23 protein-coding genes and 1 tRNA gene are annotated in these 19,941 nt (G+C 70.5%); 17 read left to right on the top strand and 7 right to left on the bottom strand.

The window, feature by feature from the left end:
• Window positions 1–176: 176 nt before the first annotated feature.
• The 6 genes from QO011_RS10800 (at window position 177) to gpt (ending at window position 5,514) form a co-directional block, all read left to right on the top strand.
• Window positions 177–623, top strand: coding sequence for a thiol-disulfide oxidoreductase DCC family protein (locus QO011_RS10800; protein WP_307271446.1), 447 nt, complete (start codon window positions 177–179; stop codon window positions 621–623).
• Window positions 620–2,317 carry a saccharopine dehydrogenase family protein gene (locus QO011_RS10795; RefSeq protein WP_307271443.1) on the top strand — a complete coding sequence of 566 codons (1,698 nt, stop codon included), beginning with the start codon at window positions 620–622 and terminating at the stop codon, window positions 2,315–2,317. Before QO011_RS10800 ends, QO011_RS10795 begins: the two co-directional genes overlap by 4 nt.
• 71 nt (window positions 2,318–2,388) lie before the next feature.
• Complete coding sequence (locus tag QO011_RS10790) at window positions 2,389–2,913, top strand: hypothetical protein (protein ID WP_307271441.1); 525 nt, start codon at window positions 2,389–2,391, stop codon at window positions 2,911–2,913.
• A 9-nt stretch (window positions 2,914–2,922) separates the two neighbouring features.
• Entirely contained in the window at window positions 2,923–4,023 is a 1,101-nt protein-coding gene (locus QO011_RS10785) for a DUF2336 domain-containing protein (RefSeq protein WP_307271438.1), read from the top strand.
• Between the two features lie 79 nt (window positions 4,024–4,102).
• Window positions 4,103–4,855 (top strand): competence/damage-inducible protein A, encoded by a 753-nt coding sequence (locus QO011_RS10780; protein ID WP_307271437.1) that lies wholly within the window; start codon window positions 4,103–4,105, stop codon window positions 4,853–4,855.
• 158 nt (window positions 4,856–5,013) lie between these two features.
• Window positions 5,014–5,514 (top strand): xanthine phosphoribosyltransferase, encoded by a 501-nt coding sequence (gene gpt, locus QO011_RS10775; protein WP_307271435.1) that lies wholly within the window; start codon window positions 5,014–5,016, stop codon window positions 5,512–5,514.
• A 25-nt stretch (window positions 5,515–5,539) separates the two neighbouring features.
• On the opposite strand, the gene QO011_RS10770 is transcribed toward gpt, so the two are convergent.
• The 4 genes from QO011_RS10770 to QO011_RS10755 all read right to left on the bottom strand — a co-directional run bounded on the left by QO011_RS10770 (window position 5,540) and on the right by QO011_RS10755 (window position 7,029).
• Window positions 5,540–5,845, bottom strand: a complete 306-nt coding sequence (locus tag QO011_RS10770) for a type II toxin-antitoxin system RelE/ParE family toxin (protein ID WP_307272332.1) — start codon at window positions 5,843–5,845, stop codon at window positions 5,540–5,542.
• Window positions 5,845–6,120: a type II toxin-antitoxin system ParD family antitoxin gene (locus tag QO011_RS10765; protein ID WP_307271433.1), complete on the bottom strand. Its 276-nt coding sequence runs from the start codon at window positions 6,118–6,120 to the stop codon at window positions 5,845–5,847. Before QO011_RS10765 ends, QO011_RS10770 begins: the two co-directional genes overlap by 1 nt.
• 87 nt (window positions 6,121–6,207) lie before the next feature.
• Complete coding sequence (locus tag QO011_RS10760) at window positions 6,208–6,570, bottom strand: DUF427 domain-containing protein (RefSeq protein WP_307271432.1); 363 nt, start codon at window positions 6,568–6,570, stop codon at window positions 6,208–6,210.
• Between the two features lie 96 nt (window positions 6,571–6,666).
• Complete coding sequence (locus tag QO011_RS10755) at window positions 6,667–7,029, bottom strand: DUF427 domain-containing protein (protein WP_307271430.1); 363 nt, start codon at window positions 7,027–7,029, stop codon at window positions 6,667–6,669.
• Window positions 7,030–7,283: 254 nt separating this feature from the next.
• Between QO011_RS10755 and QO011_RS10750 the strand changes: the two genes are divergently transcribed.
• Genes QO011_RS10750 through QO011_RS10710 form a run of 9 tightly spaced genes read left to right on the top strand, consistent with a single transcriptional unit; the run spans window position 7,284 to window position 16,322 of the window.
• On the top strand, window positions 7,284–8,357 hold the full coding sequence (locus QO011_RS10750) for a polyamine ABC transporter substrate-binding protein (protein ID WP_307271429.1): 1,074 nt from the start codon (window positions 7,284–7,286) through the stop codon (window positions 8,355–8,357).
• A gap of 28 nt (window positions 8,358–8,385) precedes the next feature.
• Window positions 8,386–9,246: an ABC transporter permease gene (locus QO011_RS10745; protein ID WP_307271426.1), complete on the top strand. Its 861-nt coding sequence runs from the start codon at window positions 8,386–8,388 to the stop codon at window positions 9,244–9,246.
• The gene (locus tag QO011_RS10740; RefSeq protein WP_307271423.1) at window positions 9,243–10,046 is read left to right on the top strand and encodes an ABC transporter permease; all 804 of its coding nucleotides are present in this window, start codon (window positions 9,243–9,245) and stop codon (window positions 10,044–10,046) included. Before QO011_RS10745 ends, QO011_RS10740 begins: the two co-directional genes overlap by 4 nt.
• Entirely contained in the window at window positions 10,043–11,155 is a 1,113-nt protein-coding gene (locus QO011_RS10735) for an ABC transporter ATP-binding protein (RefSeq protein ID WP_307271421.1), read from the top strand. The genes QO011_RS10740 and QO011_RS10735 overlap by 4 nt, the downstream gene beginning before the upstream one ends.
• 13 nt (window positions 11,156–11,168) lie before the next feature.
• Window positions 11,169–12,452 (top strand): nucleotide disphospho-sugar-binding domain-containing protein, encoded by a 1,284-nt coding sequence (locus QO011_RS10730; RefSeq protein WP_307271417.1) that lies wholly within the window; start codon window positions 11,169–11,171, stop codon window positions 12,450–12,452.
• Complete coding sequence (locus QO011_RS10725) at window positions 12,449–13,171, top strand: cupin domain-containing protein (RefSeq protein WP_307271415.1); 723 nt, start codon at window positions 12,449–12,451, stop codon at window positions 13,169–13,171. Before QO011_RS10730 ends, QO011_RS10725 begins: the two co-directional genes overlap by 4 nt.
• On the top strand, window positions 13,168–13,881 hold the full coding sequence (locus QO011_RS10720; RefSeq protein ID WP_307271413.1) for a cupin domain-containing protein: 714 nt from the start codon (window positions 13,168–13,170) through the stop codon (window positions 13,879–13,881). Before QO011_RS10725 ends, QO011_RS10720 begins: the two co-directional genes overlap by 4 nt.
• Window positions 13,882–13,888: 7 nt before the next feature.
• Entirely contained in the window at window positions 13,889–15,385 is a 1,497-nt protein-coding gene (locus QO011_RS10715) for an aldehyde dehydrogenase family protein (RefSeq protein WP_307271409.1), read from the top strand.
• A gap of 4 nt (window positions 15,386–15,389) precedes the next feature.
• Entirely contained in the window at window positions 15,390–16,322 is a 933-nt protein-coding gene (locus QO011_RS10710) for an FCD domain-containing protein (RefSeq protein WP_307271406.1), read from the top strand.
• A 57-nt stretch (window positions 16,323–16,379) separates the two neighbouring features.
• On the opposite strand, the gene QO011_RS10705 is transcribed toward QO011_RS10710, so the two are convergent.
• The 3 genes from QO011_RS10705 to QO011_RS10695 all read right to left on the bottom strand — a co-directional run bounded on the left by QO011_RS10705 (window position 16,380) and on the right by QO011_RS10695 (window position 17,923).
• Window positions 16,380–16,464: transfer RNA gene (locus QO011_RS10705), tRNA-Leu, on the bottom strand.
• A 34-nt stretch (window positions 16,465–16,498) separates the two neighbouring features.
• On the bottom strand, window positions 16,499–17,683 hold the full coding sequence (locus QO011_RS10700) for an FAD-dependent monooxygenase (RefSeq protein WP_307271403.1): 1,185 nt from the start codon (window positions 17,681–17,683) through the stop codon (window positions 16,499–16,501).
• A gap of 3 nt (window positions 17,684–17,686) precedes the next feature.
• Window positions 17,687–17,923 carry a zinc-finger domain-containing protein gene (locus tag QO011_RS10695; protein WP_307271400.1) on the bottom strand — a complete coding sequence of 79 codons (237 nt, stop codon included), beginning with the start codon at window positions 17,921–17,923 and terminating at the stop codon, window positions 17,687–17,689.
• Window positions 17,924–18,125: 202 nt separating this feature from the next.
• On the opposite strand from QO011_RS10695, the gene QO011_RS10690 reads away from it, so the two are divergent.
• Both QO011_RS10690 and cysE read left to right on the top strand, forming a co-directional pair.
• Entirely contained in the window at window positions 18,126–18,881 is a 756-nt protein-coding gene (locus tag QO011_RS10690; RefSeq protein WP_307271398.1) for an alpha/beta fold hydrolase, read from the top strand.
• Window positions 18,882–19,018: 137 nt separating this feature from the next.
• Window positions 19,019–19,873 (top strand): serine O-acetyltransferase, encoded by an 855-nt coding sequence (gene cysE, locus QO011_RS10685; RefSeq protein ID WP_307271395.1) that lies wholly within the window; start codon window positions 19,019–19,021, stop codon window positions 19,871–19,873.
• The last annotated feature ends 68 nt before the right edge of the window (window positions 19,874–19,941 follow it).

Raw genomic sequence — 19,941 nt, 5'->3', positions numbered from 1 at the left:
GATGTCGGTGTTGCTGCGGCCTAGCGGTCTGCGGACGGGTCGTTCCTCATCGCGAGATCCCAGCGCCGGGGGTTCGTGCCTGCCGGGCGCAGGCCAGGCCCTATCAGCGTGTCGGCGCCCGCGCAAGCCACGGCCGATGGCTGCCGCCCGAGCACGCGCCGTGCTATGACCGCGGCATGAGCGATTGGCGTCCGCGGCCTGCGACCGACCTGCCCGACGGTCTGATCCTGTTCGACGGCGTCTGCGTCCTGTGCGCGGGCTGGGTGAAGTTCCTCATCCCGCGCGATCCCGGTGGACGCCACCGCTTCGTCGCCGTCCAGACCGAGGCCGGGCGGGCGCTCGCCGCCCGCTTCGGCATCGACGTCGAGGCGCCCCAGACCAATGTGGTGATCCGAGACGGCAGGGCCTGGTTCAAGGGCGATTCCGCCCTGCAGGTCTGGCGTGATCTGCCGGGATGGCGCTGGACCGCCGTCTTCCGCCTGCTGCCGCGAGCGCTGCGCAACTGCCTCTACGACCTCGTCGCCCGCAACCGCTATCGCCTGTTCGGCCGCACCGAGTCCTGCCTGATGCCGACGCCGGACATCCGGCGCCGCTTTCTGACCGAGCCCGGCGAGCTCGCATGATCCGCGTGCTCGTGGTCGGCGGCGCCGGCGTCTTCGGCTCGCGCCTGGTCGAAGGCCTGGCGGCGACGACGGACCTCGCCGTGATCGTCGCCGGCCGCGATCCCGGCCGCAGCGCCGCGGCGGCCGCCGCCGTCCGCGCGAGATATCCGGCGGCCCGCATCGAGACCGTCGTGCTCGATGTGCGGACCGCCACGCCCGCCGAGCTCGCCGCCACGGGGGCCGGCATTGTCGTCGATGCCGCCGGCCCGTTCCAGGGCGCGCGCCCGCGCCTCGCCGAGGCCGCGATCGCCGCCGGCCTCGACTATCTCGACCTCGCCGACGCCCGCGATTTCGTCGCGGCCTTCCCGGCGCTCGACGCGGCGGCCCGTGCCGCCGGGGTCGTGGCGATCACCGGCGCGAGCTCGACGCCGGCGCTCTCGCATGCGGTGCTCGACGCCCTGACCGCCGGCTGGACGCGGATCGACCGGGTCGAGGCCGGCATCTCGCCCGGCAACCGGGCGCCGCGCGGCCTCTCGGTCGTCGCCGCCATCCTTTCCTGGGCCGGCCGGCCCGTGCGCCTGTTCCTCGACGGCGGCTGGACCACGCGTCCGGGCTGGTCCGATACGGTGCGCCGGCGCATCGGCGACCTCGGGGAGCGCCGGCTCGCCCTGGCGGAGACCCCGGACCTCGACCTCCTGGCGGCGCGCTACCGCCCGCGCGACGCGGCGCTGTTCCGGGCCGGCCTCGAGCTCGGCCTCCTGCATGGCGGCCTGGCCTTGCTCGCCCTGCTGCCGCGCGCGGGCCTGGCGCGCAGCCTCGTGCCCCTCGCGCCGCTGCTCCGCCGTGCCGCCGCCTGGTGCGAGAGGTTCGGCAGCGATCGCGGCGGCATGATCGTCGAGGCGGCCGGGCGCGACGGCGAGGACCGGCCGGTGCTCGCCGCCTGGACCCTGGTCGCCGAGGCCGGCGACGGCCCCTCGGTGCCGACCCTGCCGGCCCTTGCCCTGGTCCGGCAGCTGGCCGGCGGACGCGGCGCCCTGGCGCCGGGAGCGCGCGCGGCTGCCGGCCTCGTCGGTCTCGACGCAGTTGCCGCCGAGGCCTCGCGGCTGCGCATCGGCCTCGCCCGCAGCCTGTGCCATCCGCTCTCGCCGGTCGAGGCGGCGCTGGGACCGTCCTTTGCGATCTTGCCCCAGGCGGTTGGCCGCGCCCATCGCCTGGGGCCGGTGACGCGGCTCGCCGGCATGGCGGAGGTCGAGGGCCCGGAATCGCTGCCGGCATCGTGGCTGGCGCACCTGTTCCGTCTGCCGGCCGCGGGGCGACAGGTGCCGGTGCGCGTGGTCATGCGCCTCGATGCCGCAGGCGCCGAGACCTGGGAACGGGATTTCGGCGGCCGCCGCTTTCGCAGCCGGCTGTCGCCTCTCGGTCCCGGCCGGCTGCGCGAGCGCTTCGCGCCCTTCGATTTCGAGCTGGCGCTGGCGGCGACGACGGAGGGGCTGACCATGCGCCTGGTCGGCTGGCGCCTCGGCCCGCTGGCGCTGCCGGTCGGGCTGGCGCCGGCCTCCCTGGCGCGCGAATCGGTCGATGCCGAGGGCCGCTTCCGCTTCGACGTGCCGATCGCCCTGCCGGGAATCGGCCGTCTGGTGCGTTATCGCGGCTGGCTGGCGCCCGAGCCGGCACCGCCCCGTGATGGCGAGCCGGCTGACGATCGGTCAAATTGAAGCTTTCGACGAAACCGGCCCTTACACCCCGCCGTGATACCACCCGGCATCCGCAGTCAGGGATCCCGCGCATGAGCTTCGGGGAGCGTTCTGTGTTGTGCCTGTTCAACTGGAACCTGTCCGCCTCCGTGGTGGACGACGGCTCCTATATCAACTGGCTGGAGGGGACGCGCGTCCTCGAGGCGGCCATCGACATCCTGCCGATCGGCGTCTCCCATGTCGGGACGGACGGGGACGGTGAGGAGGCGCGCGGGCTGGATCCCGCCGCCGCCATGGCGGCCTTGCGCGAGGCTCATGCCAGCCGGGCGCTGCTCGCCGGCAACTATGTCGAACGCGACATCATCCCCTTTGCCGTCTCGCTGACGCGGATCGGCATCCGGCCGATCATCCTGTTCGACGTATGCGGAACGCTCGATCCCCTGATGAAATGGCGCGCCCTGGCGGCGGCCGTGGACGAGGGCGTGAGCGTTTCGACGGTGCAGCAGACCCTGCGCATGCTGCTCGGCGAGACCATGGATCGCGAGCTGCGCGCCAAGATCACCGCCGTCATCCAAGCCAATCTCGGCGAGCACGCCGTCGAGCTGTCCGCCGCCTGAGGAGCCGTCATGAGCCTGTCCCTGATGTCGCTCCTGACGGAGCTGGACGTTGCTATTGCCCAGAACGACCCGATGCGGCACGTGCGCTCCCTGAAGAGCATCACCAACCTGTTCGTCACCACGGCCGACAGCCTGGCGGAGACCCATGTCGACGTCTACGACGAGGTGATGCGCCGTTTCCTGCAGGTGGTGGAGACCCAGACGCGGGCGAGCGTCGCGCGCGTGCTGGCGCCGATCCCCAACGCGCCGAAGCAGGCGGTCAACGCCCTGGCTCGCGACCATATCAGCGTCGCGGCGCCGATCCTGGCGCAGTCGCAGCGCCTTACCGAGGACGACCTCAACGAGATCGCCCGCGAGGTCGACCAGGACCATCTCCTGGCGATCTCCGGCCGCAAGGCGCTGCCCGCGTCCGTCACCGACGTCCTGGTCGAGCGTGGCGACCGCACGGTCCTGCAATCGGCCGCGCGCAACCCGGGCGCCGCCTTTTCGGACGGCGGCTTCGGGGCGCTGGTGCAGCGCTCCGAGCGCGATCCGGCCCTGCAGCAGGTCGTCGGCCTGCGGGCCGACCTGCCGCCGGAGCATTTCAAGCTGTTGATCGAGAAGGCGGCCAAGGACGTCAAGACGCTGTTGCTGCACCGGGCCAGCCGCGAGACCCTCGGCGCCCTCGACAAGCTGGTGCAGGATGCCGCCACCACGCTCGATGCCGAGACCCCGACCAGGCGTCGCGACTATGCCGATGCGGTCGCCGTCGTGAACGGCCTCGTCGAGAGCGGCCAGCTGAACGAGGCCGCTGTCGCCGGCTTCGCCCGGGCCGGCCGCTTCGAGGAGGCGGTCTGCGCCCTCGCCAGCCTCAGCAAGCTGCCGCTCGATGCGGTGGAGACCACGCTCTGCGCCGACCGGAACGGCGGCCTGGTGCTGATGCTGCGCGCGCTCAACTTCACCTGGCCGACGCTCAACCTGGCGCTGCGCCTGCGTCCGCAGGGTGCTCCCGGGCGCGGCGACCTGGAGGCGATGCAGCGCGAGTTCGAGGGCATGACCCCCACCACCGCGCGCCGCGCCCTGCGCTTCATGATCGCCCGCGACGGCAATCGCGCCCGGATGGCGGCCTGAGCCACGCCGGGTTCTGTTTGCAGGGTTCTTGCTTCTGCGGCGTCACGCTATAAACCGGCGTGATGCCGGAGCTTCATCCATGACCGAATTCAAGACCGTCACCGCCGCGATCCTCGTCATCGGCGACGAGATCCTCTCCGGCCGCACCAAGGACAAGAACATCGGCTACATCGCCGAATATCTCGGCGGCGTCGGCATCGACGCGCGCGAGGTCCGCGTCGTGCCGGACGTCGAGGCCGAGATCGTCGCCGCGGTCGACGCGCTCAGGGCGCGCTACACCTATGTCTTCTCCACCGGCGGCATCGGCCCGACCCATGACGACATCACCGCCGATGCCATGGCCAAGGCCTTCGGCGTCGGCATCGACCATGACCCGCGCGCCGTGGCGATCCTCAAGGCGCGCTACGCCGACGGCGAGCTCACCGAGGCGCGGCTGCGCATGGCCCGTATCCCCGACGGTGCCGACCTGATCGAGAACCCGGTCTCCGGCGCGCCCGGCTTCAAGATCGGCAACGTCATCGTCATGGCCGGCGTGCCCCACATCATGCAGCGCATGCTCGACTCCATCGTGCCGACGCTCGAGACCGGCGCCAGGATGATCGCCGAGACGGTCTCGCCGGGCTACGGCATCGGCGAGGGCATGATCGCCCAGCCGCTGGCGGCGATCGCCGCCGAGCACGCCGACGTCTCGATCGGCTCCTATCCCTCCTTCGGCCCGCAGGGCTTCCAGACCCAGCTCGTCATCCGCGGCAAGGATCCGGCCGCGGTGGCCGCGGCCAAGACCGCGGTGGAGCTGATGGTGCGCGCCGTCGTCGCGCAGAAGCAGGGCTGAGGCCCGGCCGCTGGCGGTGCTTGATCGCACGGCGGTTCCGGCACAGGCTGAGGCCGCATCGCCGGCCGTGTCGCGCGGGGCTTGTGGAACGGGCGCGCTTGCGCTTTATCGCCGGCCACGGCGCCACGTGCCGCGGCTTTCCGCAGAAGGATCGGACGATGAGTCCTGCCCCGCCCGACAAGGCCTTCCCCGTCTCCTGGGACCAGTTCCATCGCGATGCGCGCGCCCTCGCCTGGCGGCTGTCCGGCTCCGGGCCGTTCTCGGCCATCGTCTGCATCACGCGCGGCGGCCTGGTGCCGGCGGCGATCATCTCGCGCGAGCTCGGCATCCGGCTGATCGAGACGGTCTGCATCGCCAGCTATCACGACTACACCACGCAAGGCGGCCTTCACGTGCTGAAGGACGTCGACGACGCCCTCGCCGCCAATGGCGGGGAGGGCATCCTGGTGGTCGACGACCTGGTCGACACCGGCAAGACCGCCCGCGTGGTGCGCGACCGCCTGCCCAAGGCCCATGTCGCCACCGTCTATGCCAAGCCCCTCGGCCGGCCGCTGGTCGACACCTTCATCACCGAGGTCAGCCAGGACACCTGGATCTATTTCCCCTGGGACATGGGATATACCTTCCAGCCGCCGATCGCCCAGGGCTCGGCGGGGTAGGGGGCGGCCGGCGGCGACTGTCGCCTCAGGTGTCGAGGAACGAAGCCTCGAAATCTTGCCCGCCGTAGAAGATGCCTTCGATCAGAACGGCGTCCGCAGCGACGACAAACGCGATCGTCACTCGACGCTCAAAGCCGATCGTGCGCAATCCCGGCAAGAGGTCGTCGCGCCGGCTTCCTCGTTGCGGGAAGGTCGAGAGACTCTGGCAGCATGACAGGATGCGGCCGACATAGGCGTCCGCCCGACGTTGGCCTGCCTGTCCGGTGATATAGTCGTGCAACGCAGTGATCTGCCGCTCCGCCAGGGGCGTGAAGATGACTTGCACGGGAATCAGCAAGATTCGGGCGGAGCGCGTCGGGCCTTGATGCGGTCGAGGATTTCTTCGGCGGGGATACCTTTGTCAGGATCGGCCATGTACTCGGCATGGCCGGCGAGCACCTCCTCGCGCAGCCATCTCTCGACCGCCGCATCGCGCTCCAGCAAAGCGCGGACGCCGTCGCGCATGACTTCGCTGACCGACGCATAGCTGCCCGATGCGATCTTGCGCTCGACGGCTTCCGCCATGTCGTGCGGAAGGGTGATGCTGAATTGCTGGGTGGTTCTCATGGCGTGGCCCCTCATTGCCACGATACCATGGCAAATAGGATCAAGTCCTATTCGAATTCGGGAGTGCGACGGGAGAGCAGTGCCTCTTCAGCCCAGCTCCTCGATCCGGTCGACCCGGTCGGGATAGAAGGCGAGGTGCCCGGCGATGCCCGACACCGCCTTGTAGGGGTGCTCGTAGCTCCATACCGCATTCGCAGCCTCCCGTCCGTCGGCGCGGAGGGTGAAGTAGCTCGCATCGCCCTTGTAGGGGCAATGCGTTGCGTGCGCCGTGCGCTCGAACAGGCTCATGTCGGCGTCCTCGCGCGGGATGTACTGCACCGCGGGATACGTCGATTCCTTCAGCGTCAGCGCGCGTGCCGTCTCGGCCACCACCCGGCCGTTGAAGACGACGCGCACCCGCCGCGCGTTCGGCGTGACGGTGATGGGATGATCGGGGCCTGGCTCTTTCATGGCGATTCTCCTGTGCACCGGACATGGGAGCGGCAACGCGGCTTTTGAAGGCCCGAGCCGCGCCCTCGACCTGCGACGGAAGACCTCGCCTCCTCGTCAGCCGAGGACCTCGATCGCGTCGACCCGGTCGGGATAGAAGGCCAGGTGCCAGGCGATGGCCGCCATGGCGCGGGAGGGGTGCTCGTAGCTCCACACCGCGTTCTCCGCCTCCCGGCCGTCGGCGACGATGGTGAAATGGCTGGCCTCGCCCTTGTACGGACAATGGGTTTCGTGGTCGCTGCGGCGTAGCAGCCGCATGTCCGCATCCTCGCGCGGGACGTAGCGGACCAGGGGATGGCCGGCCTCCCTGAGGTCCAGGGTGCGGATCGTGTCGGCCACCACGAAGCCGTTGAACAGGACCCGCACGCGCCTGGTGCCGAGCTCGATGGTGATGGGATGGTCAGGACCGGGCTGTTTCATCGCGCCTCTCCTTCGCCAGCGAAACATGGAGCGGCGCCCGCGGTTTTCCAGCGCGCCGTGCCGACGGCGGCTGGCCGGCGTGCCTCCGGCCGCCGACGCCGTGCCGCACGTCACATCACGGAATGTATTATTTTTAAAAATTATTCAGTTATGGCTTTTCAGACTGTGTTCTGCGTGTACAGTAAGGCCGCATAAGACATAAGGCGCGCCCGATGAGGCATGCCGGCACCATCCCTGGGGACCCCGCGATGCGCATGATCGGGACTGCTTCCACCTTTTCAGGTTTCGCCGGCGCCCTGGCGCTCGGCACGATGCTGGCCCTGGCCGCGCCGGGCGGCACGGCGAGAGCCGACGGCAAGCTGGTGATCTCCAACTGGGACGCCTACATGCCGAAGGACCTGCTCGACCGCTTCAAGGCGGCGACCGGTTATGAGGCCGAGCTCACCGTCCATGCCACCAACGAGGAGATCATGGGCAAGGTCGTCGCCGGCGGCGGCAAGGGCTACGATGTGCTGTTCGTCTCCGGCCAGTTCGCCCAGGCGCTCGACAAGCTCGGCCTCGTCGCCAAGCTCGACCACGACAAGATCCCGAACCTGAAGAACCTCTATCCCGAGGCCTCGCAGCTCAAGCACGACCCGGGCAACACCTTCTCGATCCCCTATTCCTGGGGCACGACGGGGCTCTGCTACCGCTCGGACCTGGTCAAGGCGGCGCCGACCGGCTGGGACGACCTGCTGAAGCCGGCGCCGGAGCTGGTCAAGAAGGTCACCATGCTGGCGACGGACCGCTGGCTGCTCGGCGCCGGCTTCAAGGAGCAGGGGCTCTCGGTCAACGAGACCGATCCGGCGAAGATCAAGGCGACCGCCGCGCTGCTCGGCGAGACCAAGAAGTCGCTGCTCGCCTATGACGACACGACCTTCTATTCCAAGCTCGTCTCCGGCGAGGCGCTGCTGGTCCATGCCTGGGACGGCTGGTGCAATTACGGCACCGCTGAAAACGCGGCGATCAAATACGTGGTCCCGAAGGAGGGCACCGACCTCTGGGTCGACACCATCGTCATCACCGCGGCCTCGCAGAACAAGGCGGCGGCGCACGCCTTCCTCGATTTCATCCTGCAGCCCGACGTGGCGAAATGGGTGTCCGAGACCGTCATGTACAAGACGCCGAACAAGGCCGGCATGGAGAGCCTCGACAAGGCATTGTTCGAAAAATACCCGAACCTGGCGATGACGCCGGCCGAGCTCCTGAAGCAGGAGCAGCTCCTCGACGTCGGCAAGACCCAGAAGGACTATGCCCGCGCTGTCACGGAGATCATGGCGGCGAAGTGAGAGGGAGAGGGGAACCGGGCAACCGCCCATGATCACCTCGCGATGGTCGCGAATGCTGCTGGCCGCGCCGGGCCTCGGATGGATCGCGCTGTTCCTGCTCGTTCCCTGCGGCGTGCTGTTCGTCAACGCCTTCTTCGAGCGTGGCATCTATGGCGGCATCGACTACGAGGCGCGGACCCTGGACAACTTTGCCCGGGTCCTCGACCCGCTCTATGTCGAGGTCTTCCTCGGCTCGGCCCGCGTCGCGCTGGCGGCCACCGTCGTGGCGGTGATCCTGGCTTATCCCGCCGCCCTGGCCATCTCGCTGGCGCCCGCCCGGCGGCACACGCTGCTGCTCTTCCTGGTGATGCTGCCGTTCTGGACCAATTACCTCATCCGCACCTATGCCTGGATGGTGCTGCTCAACCGCAAGGGCCTGGCCAACGGCGCCCTTGTCGCGAGCGGGATCACGGCCGAACCGCTCGACATGCTCTACAGCGAGCCCGCCGTGGTGCTCGGCCTCGTCTATTCCTACCTGCCCTTCGTCGTGCTCTCGATCTACACCTCGATCAGCCGCCTCGACCGCGCGCTGCTCGAAGCCTCGGCCGATCTCGGCGCCGGGCTCGCGCGCACCTTCGTCAAGGTGATGCTGCCCCTCACCCTGCCGGGCATCGCCACCGGCGCCGTCTTCATCTTCGTCCTGTCCATCGGCAATTTCGTCACCGCCGACCTGCTCGGCGGCGGCCAGGTCCAGATGATCGGCAATCTGATCTATGATCAATTCCTCACCGCCCGGGACTGGCCGTTCGGCGCTGCCCTGGCCCTGGTGCTGATCGCCGTGATGATGCTCCTGCTTTTCGCCCAGGCCGCCCTGGCCGGACGAGCGGCCCGCCGGGGAGCTGCGGCATGAGGAACACGCTCGGCCTGCCGGCCCGCGGCCTCCGGGCGCATCTGTGGCTGGTCTATGCCTTCCTCTACGGGCCGATCGCCGTCGTCGTGCTCCTGAGCTTCAACGAGGCCGGCCTGCCGACCGTGTGGTCCGGCTTCTCGACCCGGTGGTATGCGGCGCTCGCCGCCTCGCCCAAGATCCTCCATGCCGGGTGGAACAGCCTTGTCGTCGCGGTCTGCGTCACCGCCATCGCCACGGTCCTCGGCACCCTGCTCGCCTTCGCCGTGGAGGCCCGGGGGCGCCGGCGCGGCGCCGGGCTGCTCGATGCGGTGCTGACCATGCCTTTGATCATCCCGGACATCGTGCTCGCCATCGCGCTCCTGTCTTTCTTCACGGCGCTGCAGATGACGCTCGGGCTCTATTCGATCGTGCTCTCGCACGTCACCTTCGACGTCGCCTATGTCTGCATGATGGTGCGCACCCGCCTGAAGCATTTCGACTTCGCGCTGGTGGAGGCCTCTGCCGACCTCGGGGCGAGCGGGCCGCGCACCTTCTTCAAGGTGGTGCTGCCCTCGATCCTGCCGGGCGTGGTCGCCGCCGCGCTGCTCGCCTTCACCCTCTCGGTCGACGAGTTCATCATCGCCTATTTCACCGCCGGGGCAGGGGCGGCCTCGACGACCCTGCCGATGCAGATCTACGCCATGATCCGCTTCGGCGTGACGCCGGAGATCAATGCGCTGGCCACCCTGACGCTGCTCGTCACCTGCACGCTCCTGTTCGCCGCCCAGCGGCTCTCGCCGAACGAGGAGGTCCGGTCATGACCCCGGCCGGAGGCGACATCCTCACGGTCGAGCGCCTGACCAGGCGGTTCGGCTCGCTCCTCGCCGTCGACGGGGTCGGCCTCGGCGTCGGCGCCGAGGAGTTCTTCGCCCTGCTCGGGCCGTCGGGCTGCGGCAAGACCACGCTGCTGCGCATGATCGCCGGCTTCGAGATCGCGGATGCCGGGCGCATCCTGATCGACGGGCAGGACGTCACCGCGACGCGGCCGAACCGGCGGCCGGTCAACATGATGTTCCAGTCCTACGCCCTGTTCCCGCACATGACCGTGGCGCAGAACGTCGCCTATGGCCTGGAGGCCGAGGGCGTGGCGGGCGGCGAGGTGCGCCGGCGCGTCGGCGACATGCTGGCCCTGACGCTGCTCTCCGACCTCGCCGGCCGCCGCCCGGCGCAGCTCTCCGGCGGCCAGCGCCAGCGCGTGGCGCTCGCCCGCGCCCTGGTCAAGCGGCCGCGGCTGCTGCTGCTCGACGAGCCGCTGTCGGCGCTCGACCGGCGGCTGCGTGAGCAGATGCAGCTGGAGCTCAAGCGCATGCAGCGCGAGATCGGCATCGCCTTCGTCGTCGTCACCCACGACCAGGAGGAGGCGCTGGTGATGTCCGACCGCATCGCCGTGCTCGACCGCGGCCGCATCGCCCAGCTCGGCACGCCGGCCGAGGTCTATGAGCGGCCGCGCAACCGTTTCGCCGCCCGCTTCCTCGGCCAGATGAACCTGATCGAGGGCCGCATTGCCGGCGACCGGCTGGTGGTCGAGGGCCTCGGCGCCCTGCCGGGCATCCGCGCCGACGGCGTCGCCGACGGGCAGGGGTGCCTCGCCATCCGGCCCGAGCGCATCGCCCTGGCCAAGACCGGCGGCGCGGCCGCGCCCGGGACGGCCCTCCCGGGCGCCGTCGCCGAGATCGCCTATCACGGCGCCGGGCAGAGCGTGCATCTGAGGCTCGCCAACGGCGCCACGCTCAGCATCGCCCGCCGCGCCGCCGATATCGATGCCGCCCCGCTCGACGTCGGCGACGCGGCGGTCGCCGTCTTCGATCCGGCCCATGCCCGCCTGCTCGGCGGCGGTCCGGAGCCCGCTTCAACCCCGCATGGATCCTGACAGGGAGCGCTTCATGGCGACAATCGCGTTCTTTCCCGAGGCAGCCTACGGGCCGGCGCTCAACTCGGTCGGCATCGCCCAGGCCTGCGAGGCGCTGGGGCACAAGGCAACGTTCATCACCGCCGGCGACATGGCCGGCACCTATGCCGAATACGGCTTTCCCGAGCACATCGTCACCATGGCCCCGCCGATGGGCGCCGACGAGCTGGCGCAGTACTGGCAGACCTTCATCAACGGCCATATCCCGAACTTCAACAAGACGCCCTACGAGCAGGTCGGCACCTATGTCAGGGATTGCTGGGACGCCATCGTCGACACCGCGGTCTGGGCCCAGAAGGACCTGCCGCGCGTGCTCGACGCGGTGAAGCCGGACCTGATCTGCGTCGACAACGTCATCCTGTTTCCGGCCATCAAGCACTACGGCAAACCCTGGGTCCGGATCATCTCCTGCAGCGAGAACGAGATCCCCGACCCCGACATCCCGCCGCACCTTTCCGGCTGCGCCGAGGGCGACAAGCCCGGCTTCGCCGCCTTCGAGGCGCATTTCAACGCGGTGATCGGGCCGATCCATGCCCGCTTCAACGATTTCCTGCGCGAGAACGGCGAGGAGCCCTATCCGCTCGGCCAGTTCTTCGAGGCCTCGCCCTATCTCAACATCCTGCTCTATCCCGAGGCGGTGCGCTTCAGGCGCCGTGAGCCGCTCGACCCCGGGCGCTTCCAGTACCTCGAAGGCTCGGTGCGGCAGGACAAGCCCTATGTGGTGCCGGCGTTCGCGGCCAATGCCGGCAAGCCGCTCATCTACGTCTCCTTCGGCTCGCTCGGCTCCGGCGACACGCCGGTGCTGAAGCGCCTGATCGCGGCGCTCGGCGCCATGCCGGTGCGAGCCTTGGTCAATGTCGGAGCCTATATCGACGAATACGAGGCGCCGCCGCCGAACGTTGTGCTCGGCAAGTGGTTCCCGCAGCCTTCGGTGATTCCGCAGGTCGATGCCGTCATCCATCACGGCGGCAACAACACCTTCACCGAGTGCCTCTATTTCGGCAAGCCCGCCATCATCATGCCCTATGTCTGGGACGGCCACGACAATGCCCAGCGCGTCGACGAGACCGGCCACGGCATCAAGATGCACCGGGCGAGCTGGAGCCCCGATGCGCTGGCCCACAATGTCCATCGCCTTCTCACCGACGAGGCGATGGCGGCGCGCCTTGCCAAAGCCTCGGCGGCGATGCAGGCAGCCCACGGCCCGTCCACGGCCGCCAGACGTCTCGATGCCCTCTTGAACGGAACACCGGCGTGACCACGCTCCCGACATCCTCCGCCCCGCATATCCACGACGTCTCCTCCGATGCGCTCGACGTCGTCGACTGGGGACCGCAGCCCGACATGATCGAGGGCCGCTCCCACTCCACCGGCCGCCTCCTGTTCAAGGGCGAGGGCGGCCGGCCCGAGGTCGGCCTGTGGCGCTGCACGCCGGGGCGCTGGCGCCTGACGCTGCCGGCCGACGAGCTCTGCCATTTCGCCAGGGGGCGCGTCACCTATCGCAGCGACGGCGGCGAGGTGATCGAGGTCGAGCCCGGCACGGTGGTGCATTTCAAGACCGGCTTCACCGGCGAGGCGATGGTGCACGAGACCATCGTGGTCACCTACATGCTGAGCCATGGCGGGCCGGCCACCGTGACGCCGGTGCTGCGCCAGGCGGCGTCGGTCGCCGCGGCCGCGGACTGGGGCGTCATCCCCACCATGATCGAGGGGGCCTCGCACACCTCGGGCACCCTGATCTCGCGCGAGCCGGACATGCGGGCGGAGAGCGGCATCTGGCTCTGCACGCCGGGGTTCTGGAACTGTCACGTCACCGCGGCGGAATATTGCCATTTCCTCTCCGGGCGCTGCACCTATGTGCACGAGAGCGGCGAGACCATCGAGATCCGGCCGGACACGCTCGCCTTCTTCCCCACGGGATGGAAAGGGACCTGCCGCGTCCACGAAACCATCCGCAAGGTCTACATGATCCAATGACCAGCCCCGCCCTCGTGCCGCACATCGCCGACGTCGTCGCCGTCACCGACTGCCTGATCGACTGGGGCCCGCACCAGATGCCGATCGACGGCCGCTCGCACAATCGCGGGCGCCTCTTGTTCAAGGGCGAGGACGGCCTGCCGGAGGCCGGGCTCTGGCGCTCCACCCCGGGCTCCTGGCGGCTGATCCTGCCGGCGGACGAACTGTGCTATTTCGTCTCCGGCCGGGCGCGCTACACTGCCGACGACGGCGAGGTGGTCGAGGCCGGGCCGGGCACGCTGGCGCATTTCAAGGAAGGCTGGCGCGGACGCGTCGAGGTCTTCGAGGACATCCTGGTCACCTATATGCTGACGGCCGGCGGGCCGCGCGCGGCGACGCCCGTCGTGCGCGATCCGGCGGGCCTCGCCCTCGACGACTGGGGCGCGGCGCAGACGCTGGACGGCCGGGCGGCCGGCACGCGCGGCCTGGTCATCTCCCGGGAGGCCGACGGGCGGGCGGAAAGCGGCCTGTGGGAATGCGATGCGGCCCGGCGCGCCGTCACCTTCCCGCGCGAGGAATTCGTCCACATCCTCGCCGGAAGCGCCGTCTACACCCAGGAGGACGGTGCGGCGCTGACGCTGCCGGCGGGCAGCATCGCCTTCTTCCCCGCGGGATGGACGGGCATCTGCGAGACCCGCGCCGTCACCCGCAAGATCTACATGAACCGGTGACGCCGCCATGACCCGCTTCGACCCGGCCCTGGCCGCGCTGTTCGTCGACAATGGCTTCGTGCCGGCCGCCGGCGCCGCGCGGGCGGTGATCAATCCCGCGACGCTGCAGCAGGTCGGCCGGGCCGCGGAGGCGGAGGCCGGCGATATCGACCGCGTGCTCGCCGCGGCCGAGGCCGCCCGGGCGCCCTGGGCGCGGCTCGACGCCAAGAGCCGGGCCCGGCTGCTGCACGTCCTGGCCGGCCGCATCGAGGCCGCCGATCCCGAGCCCGTGGCCCGGCTGATGTCGCTGGAGATGGGCAAGCCCTATCCGGAGGCTGTGGGCGAGCTTGCCAACGTGCCGTCGGTCTTCCGCTACTTCGCCGAGATGGCGCGCGACGAAGCCGGGCGCATCGCCGGCCCGATCCAGGAAGGCTCCTTCCAGTTCTGCACCTATCATCCCTACGGCGTCAGCGCCCATATCCTGCCGTTCAACTTCCCCGTCCTGCTGATGGCCTGGACGCTGGCGGCCTCGCTCGCCGCCGGCAATGTCGCGATCGTCAAGCCGGCCGAGGCGACGACGCTGTGCACCCTGCGCTTCATGGAGCATATGCGCGCCCTGCCGCCCGGCGTGGTCGGCTGCCTCCCCGGCGGCCCCGCGGTCGGCCGGGCGCTGGTGGAGAGCGATCGCACCCATGCCGTGGCCTTCACCGGCTCGGTCGCGGCGGCACGGTCGGTCGGCGCCGCCTGCGGGGCACAGATGAAGCCCTGCGTGCTCGAGGCCGGCGGGTCGGACCCGATGATCGTCTCCGCCCAGGCCGACCTCGAGGTGGCGATCGCCGGCTCGGTGATGGCGGCCTTCCATCTCTCCGGCCAGGTCTGCACCTCGGCCGAGCGGTTCCTGGTCCACGAGGCCGTGCACGACGACTTCGTCGCCGGCATGGTGCGTTATGCCCGGGCTCTGCGCATCGGCGACGGGCTCGGCGAGACCGAGATCGGCCCGCTGGTCTCCGAGGCGGCACGGGCCAAGGTCGCCCGCCTGGTCGACGACGCGCTCGCCCGCGGCGCCCGGCTCGAGGCCGGCGGACGGGTGCCGCCGGGCCGCGAGACCGGCTGGTTCTACGAGCCGACCGTGCTGACCGGCGTGACACCAGACATGGCGATCGCCCGCGAGGAGGTGTTCGGCCCCGTCGCCGCCATAACTCGCGTCGGCTCCTTCGACGAGGCAATCCGGCTGGCCAACGCCACGCCTTTCGGCCTCGGCGCCTCGGTCTTCACCCGCGACCTCGCCGAGGCGATGCGGGCCGTGGCCGAGATCGAGGCCGGCATGGTCTGGGTCAACAATCCGCTGATCGACAATGATGCGCTGCCCTTCGGCGGCTGGAAGCAGTCCGGCCTCGGCCGCTCCCTCGGCCGCGACGGGCTCAACGCCTTCCGCCGTTCGAAGATGGGCGTGATCGACGGCCGCGCGGCGGTGCAGGACTGGTGGTATCCCTATAAGCCGGAAGTGTTCCACCGCCCCGCCTGATTCGATGCCCGATGCCGACGACCCGCCCTCCGAACGCACGCTGGCCCTGGCCCGCGAGATCCTCGACGTGGCGGAGGCGGAGGGCTGGGGCGCTGGCGACCGCCTGCCCGAGCCGGCGCTGGCCAGGCGCTGCGCTGTCTCGCGCACGCCGGTGCGCAAGGCCCTGGAGCTCATGGAGCATCTCGGCCTCGCCGCCCGGCGGGAGGAGGGCGGTTTCGCCCTGGCCGCCGATCCCAAATCCGCCGAGTTCGACCGCTCGCGCCTGCCCGGCGCCGAGATCGACCCGCTCTACCGCACCATCCTGGCCGAGCGCTTCGCCGGTCTGATCGGCGACCAGATCTCGATCACCCGCATCGGCGAGCGCTATGGCGTGGCGCGGGCGAAGGCGCAGGACGTGCTCGAGGCCCTGCGGGATGCTGGGCTGGTGCGCCGCTCGGTCGGTCATACCTGGATCTTCATGCCGGGCCTCGCCGACGAGGCCTCCTATCGCGAGAGCATGGATTTCCGTCTGGTGCTGGAGCCGGCGGCGCTGCTGGCGCCGGGCTTCCAGCCCGCCAGGCGCGCCTTCGCGGCGCTGCGCCGGCGCCACGAGGCCGAGCTCGACGCCGCCGACCGCGCCCCCGCCATCGGCGCCCTGGTCGAGCTCGACACACGGTTCCACGACCAGATCGCCGATTGCAGCGGCAACCGGTTCCTGCGCGCCGCGGTGCGCCAGCACACCGCCCTGCGCCGGGTCGACGAGTACCAGCTCCACGCCATGCGCGGCTCCTATGTCGCGACCCTGCGCGAGCACCTCGCCATCCTCGATGCCATCGAGGCCGGCGATGCGCCGCTCGCCGCCGATCGCCTGCGCGCCCATCTCGTGGCGAGCCATGACCGGCAGCCTTCGATCGACCAGGCGAAGGCGCTGGCCTTCCGCCGGCTGATGCGGCGCTGAAGGTTGGGCAGGTCGGAGGGGGCGTCGTGAGTCCCGACGAGGATCGCTGCCGGGCCCTGGTGCGGGCGGCGGGGGTCGAACCCGCATGACCGAAGCCGAGGGATTTTAAGTCCCTTGCGTCTACCAGTTCCGCCACGCCCGCGTCCGGCTCTGGATAGACGCTGCGCCCGGAGGGATCAAGCCGGCGGCGTCCAGCCGTAGAGCCAGTCGTAGCGGCTGAGCAGCGCCGGGCCACCGACGAGGCGCAGGCCGGCGTCGCGCGCCAGGGCGAGGGCGCCGCCCCAATGATAGCGCGCCCCGTTCGCCCGCGCCTCGCGCTGCACCCGGGCGACGCGCGGCAGGCGGTTGCGGGAAAAGGCGGCGAGGCTCTCGGATATGGGGGCTTCCTCCCGGCCGAGCCAGGCCGCGAGCTCGGCGGCGTCCTCGATCGCCATGCCGCCGCCCTGGGCGATGAAGGGCAGCATCGCATGGGCGGCGTCGCCGAGCAGCGCGACCCGGCCCTGCGCCATCGCCGCGTCGGACGGGACCTCGAACAGCGGCCAGGTTCGCCAGGCCTCGTGCCGGCCGAGCATGGCGCGGATCTCGGCGGACCAGCCGGCCAGCCGGCCGGCGAGACGGTCGCCGGGCATCGGCTCGGACCAGCCGGCGCGGGCATCGCCGTCGCGCGCGATCACCACGAGGTTGAGGGCGCGGCCACCGCGCACGGGATAGGCCACGAGATGGGCCTGGGAGCCGAGGCAGAGCGTGGTGACGGGACGGCTGAGCCAGGCGGGCCCGGCCTCGCTCGCCAGCACGGCGCGCCAGGCGCGCTTGCCGGCGAACACCGGCGGCGCGTGCCGGCCGAGCCCGGCGCGGACGCGGGACCACAGGCCGTCTGCCCCGACCAGCGCCTCCGCGCGGGCCGTGACTCTGTCCGCGCCTTGCTCGATGCCGATAGCGACGCCGTCCTCGTCCTGCGACAGCGTGGCGACCCGCGCGCCCAGGGTCAGCGTGACGCTGTCCTCCCGGGCGATCGCCGCTAGCAGCAAGGCCTGCAGATCCGCGCGATGGATCACGCCATAGGGGGCGGCCCAGCGCTGCCGCGCGCCGTCGAGCGGCAGGCGGACGATCTCACGCCCGTCGGCGCCGCGGCGCAGCACGACCGCCTCGGGCTCGACCAGGCTCTCCTGCAGGGCCGGCCCGAGGCCGAGCGCGATCAGGATGCGGGTGGCGTTGGGCGAGAGCTGGATGCCGGCGCCGGCTTCCTCCAGGCGCTCGGCCTGCTCGTAGAGCGCGACGGGGAAGCCTCGCCGCGCCAGGGCCAGGGCCGCGGTCAGTCCGCCGATGCCGGCGCCCGCAATGGCGATGCGCGGGCGCGGCACGGATCAGGCGGCGACGGCGCAGGCGGCGGGGTCTGCCTCGCGGCTGTCGAGCTTGGCGTCGAACTTGTAGAGCGTCGAGCAGTAGGAGCAGATGATCTCGTCGTCCGAGCCCATGTCGAGGAAGATGTGCGGATGGTCGAAAGGCGGGCTCGCCCCCATGCACATGAACTCGCGGGCCCCGACCCGGATGCTCGGCACGCCCGGATCGTTCTGGAAATGGGGAATCGCGTGATCGGCCATGATGTGGTTCCGCAGTCTCGTTGCGGCGGGACCATAGCGGGGACGGGGCGGATGCGGTAGGCCCTAAGCAGCTTCTCGTGGCTTCAGCCGCGAATTGATTTTGCATTCTCCATGCAAAATCAATGCTGCTTAGACTGCCAAGTGTAAGCAGGTTCAGGAGAACCTGCTTAGCGGCCATGCATGCCGATTTTGCGGGGACCCGATGCCGACATTCGCCCATGGAGCCGTGGAGCTCGCCTATATCGACGAAGGCGAGGGGGAGCCGATCCTCCTGGTGCACGGCTTCGGCTCCAACGTCGCCGTCAACTGGGTGGGGCCGGGCTGGGTGGAGACTCTGAAGCGGGCGGGACGGCGGGTGATCGCCCTCGACAATCGCGGCCACGGCGGCTCGACCAAGCTCTACGCTCCCGCCGACTATCACACCTCGCTCATGGCCGGCGACGCCGCCGCGCTGCTCGACCATCTCGGCATCGTCCGGGCGCCCGTCATGGGTTATTCCATGGGCGCGCGGATCAGCGCCTTCCTCGCCCTGCAGCGGCCGGACCTGGTGGAGGCAGTCGTCCTCGGCGGCCTCGGCATCCATCTCGTCGACGGGGTCGGCCTGCCCACCACCATCGCCGACGCCATGGAGGCGCCGGCCCTCGCCGATGTGACCGACCCGCTCGGCCGGATGTTCCGCGCCTTCGCCGACCAGACCGGCGCCGACCGGCGAGCCCTCGCCGCCTGCATCCGCGGCTCGCGCCAGATCCTGTCGGCCGAGGAGGTCGGCCGGATCGGCCAGCCCGCGCTGATCGCGGTCGGAACGCGCGACCGCATCGCCGGCGCGCCGGGGCCGCTGGCGGCGCTGATGCCCGACGCGGGCGTGCTCGACATCCCGGACCGCGACCACAATCCCGCGGTCGGCGACAAGGTGTTCAAGCAGGGCGTCCTCGCCTTCCTGACCAGGCGCGGGCTCTGAAGCCGCCGCGCGTTCGCAGGGGCGCCGGTCGGGTCTGCGGCCGCGGCAGGCGTGCGTTGCCGCAACGCTGTTCCAGCCGCCCGGCAGCTATGTTACACAACGGCCCCTGACGGTCCGCGGCCTTGCGGGAGACACTCATGAACCAAGCCAAGCGTATCACCAGCCAGCGCCTGGACGTGGTCGATCCCGTCTGGGCCCGCGTGCGCGACGAGGCGGATGCGGCCACCCATGCCGAGCCGCAGCTTTCCAGCTTCATGTTCGCCAACATCCTGCAGCTCGGCTCGCTCGAGGCGGCCGTGGTGCAGCGCGTCTCCTCGCGGCTCGACCATGCCGATGTGCCGTCGACGCTGATCGCCCAGGCCTATGCGCAGGCCCTGGATGCCGATCCCGCCATCGGCGGCGCCTTCCGCACCGATATCGCCGCCGTGGTCGACCGCGATCCGGCCGCCACCCGCTTCATCGAGCCGATCCTCTACTTCAAGGGCTTCCACGCCATCCAGACCCATCGGCTGGCCCATTGGCTGTGGAATGCCGGGCGGCGCGATTTCGCCCTCTACCTGCAGAGCCGCGGCTCGGCGGTGTTCCAGGTCGACATCCATCCCGCCGTCCCCATGGGGCGCGGCGTGTTCTTCGACCATGCTACCGGCATCGTCGTCGGCCAGACCGCGGTGATCGAGGACGACGTCTCCATCCTGCAGGGCGTGACCCTGGGGGGCACCGGCAAGGAGACCGGCGACCGGCACCCCAAGATCCGGCGCGGCGTGCTGATCGGCGCCGGGGCCAAGGTCCTCGGCAATATCGAGGTCGGGCGCTGCGCCCGCGTCGCGGCCGGCTCCGTGGTGCTGAAGCCGGTGCCGCGCAACACCACCGTCGCCGGTGTGCCGGCGCGCGTGGTCGGCGAGGCCGGCTGTGCCGAGCCGTCGCGCTCGATGGACCAGATCCTGCACGAGCCGCTGCTGAACGATCCGTTCTGGCACGACGTCGGTTTGTAGGCCCAGGGCCACACCGCCGGGAAAGCCGGCGGCCTCGCCACGCCGAGCCTTGCGGTACGCCCGTCGGC

The organism is Labrys wisconsinensis, from assembly GCF_030814995.1.
Lineage (GTDB): Bacteria > Pseudomonadota > Alphaproteobacteria > Rhizobiales > Labraceae > Labrys > Labrys wisconsinensis.
Note: the sequence above shows the minus strand (reverse complement) of the source record. Positions and strands in the feature narration are given on the sequence as shown.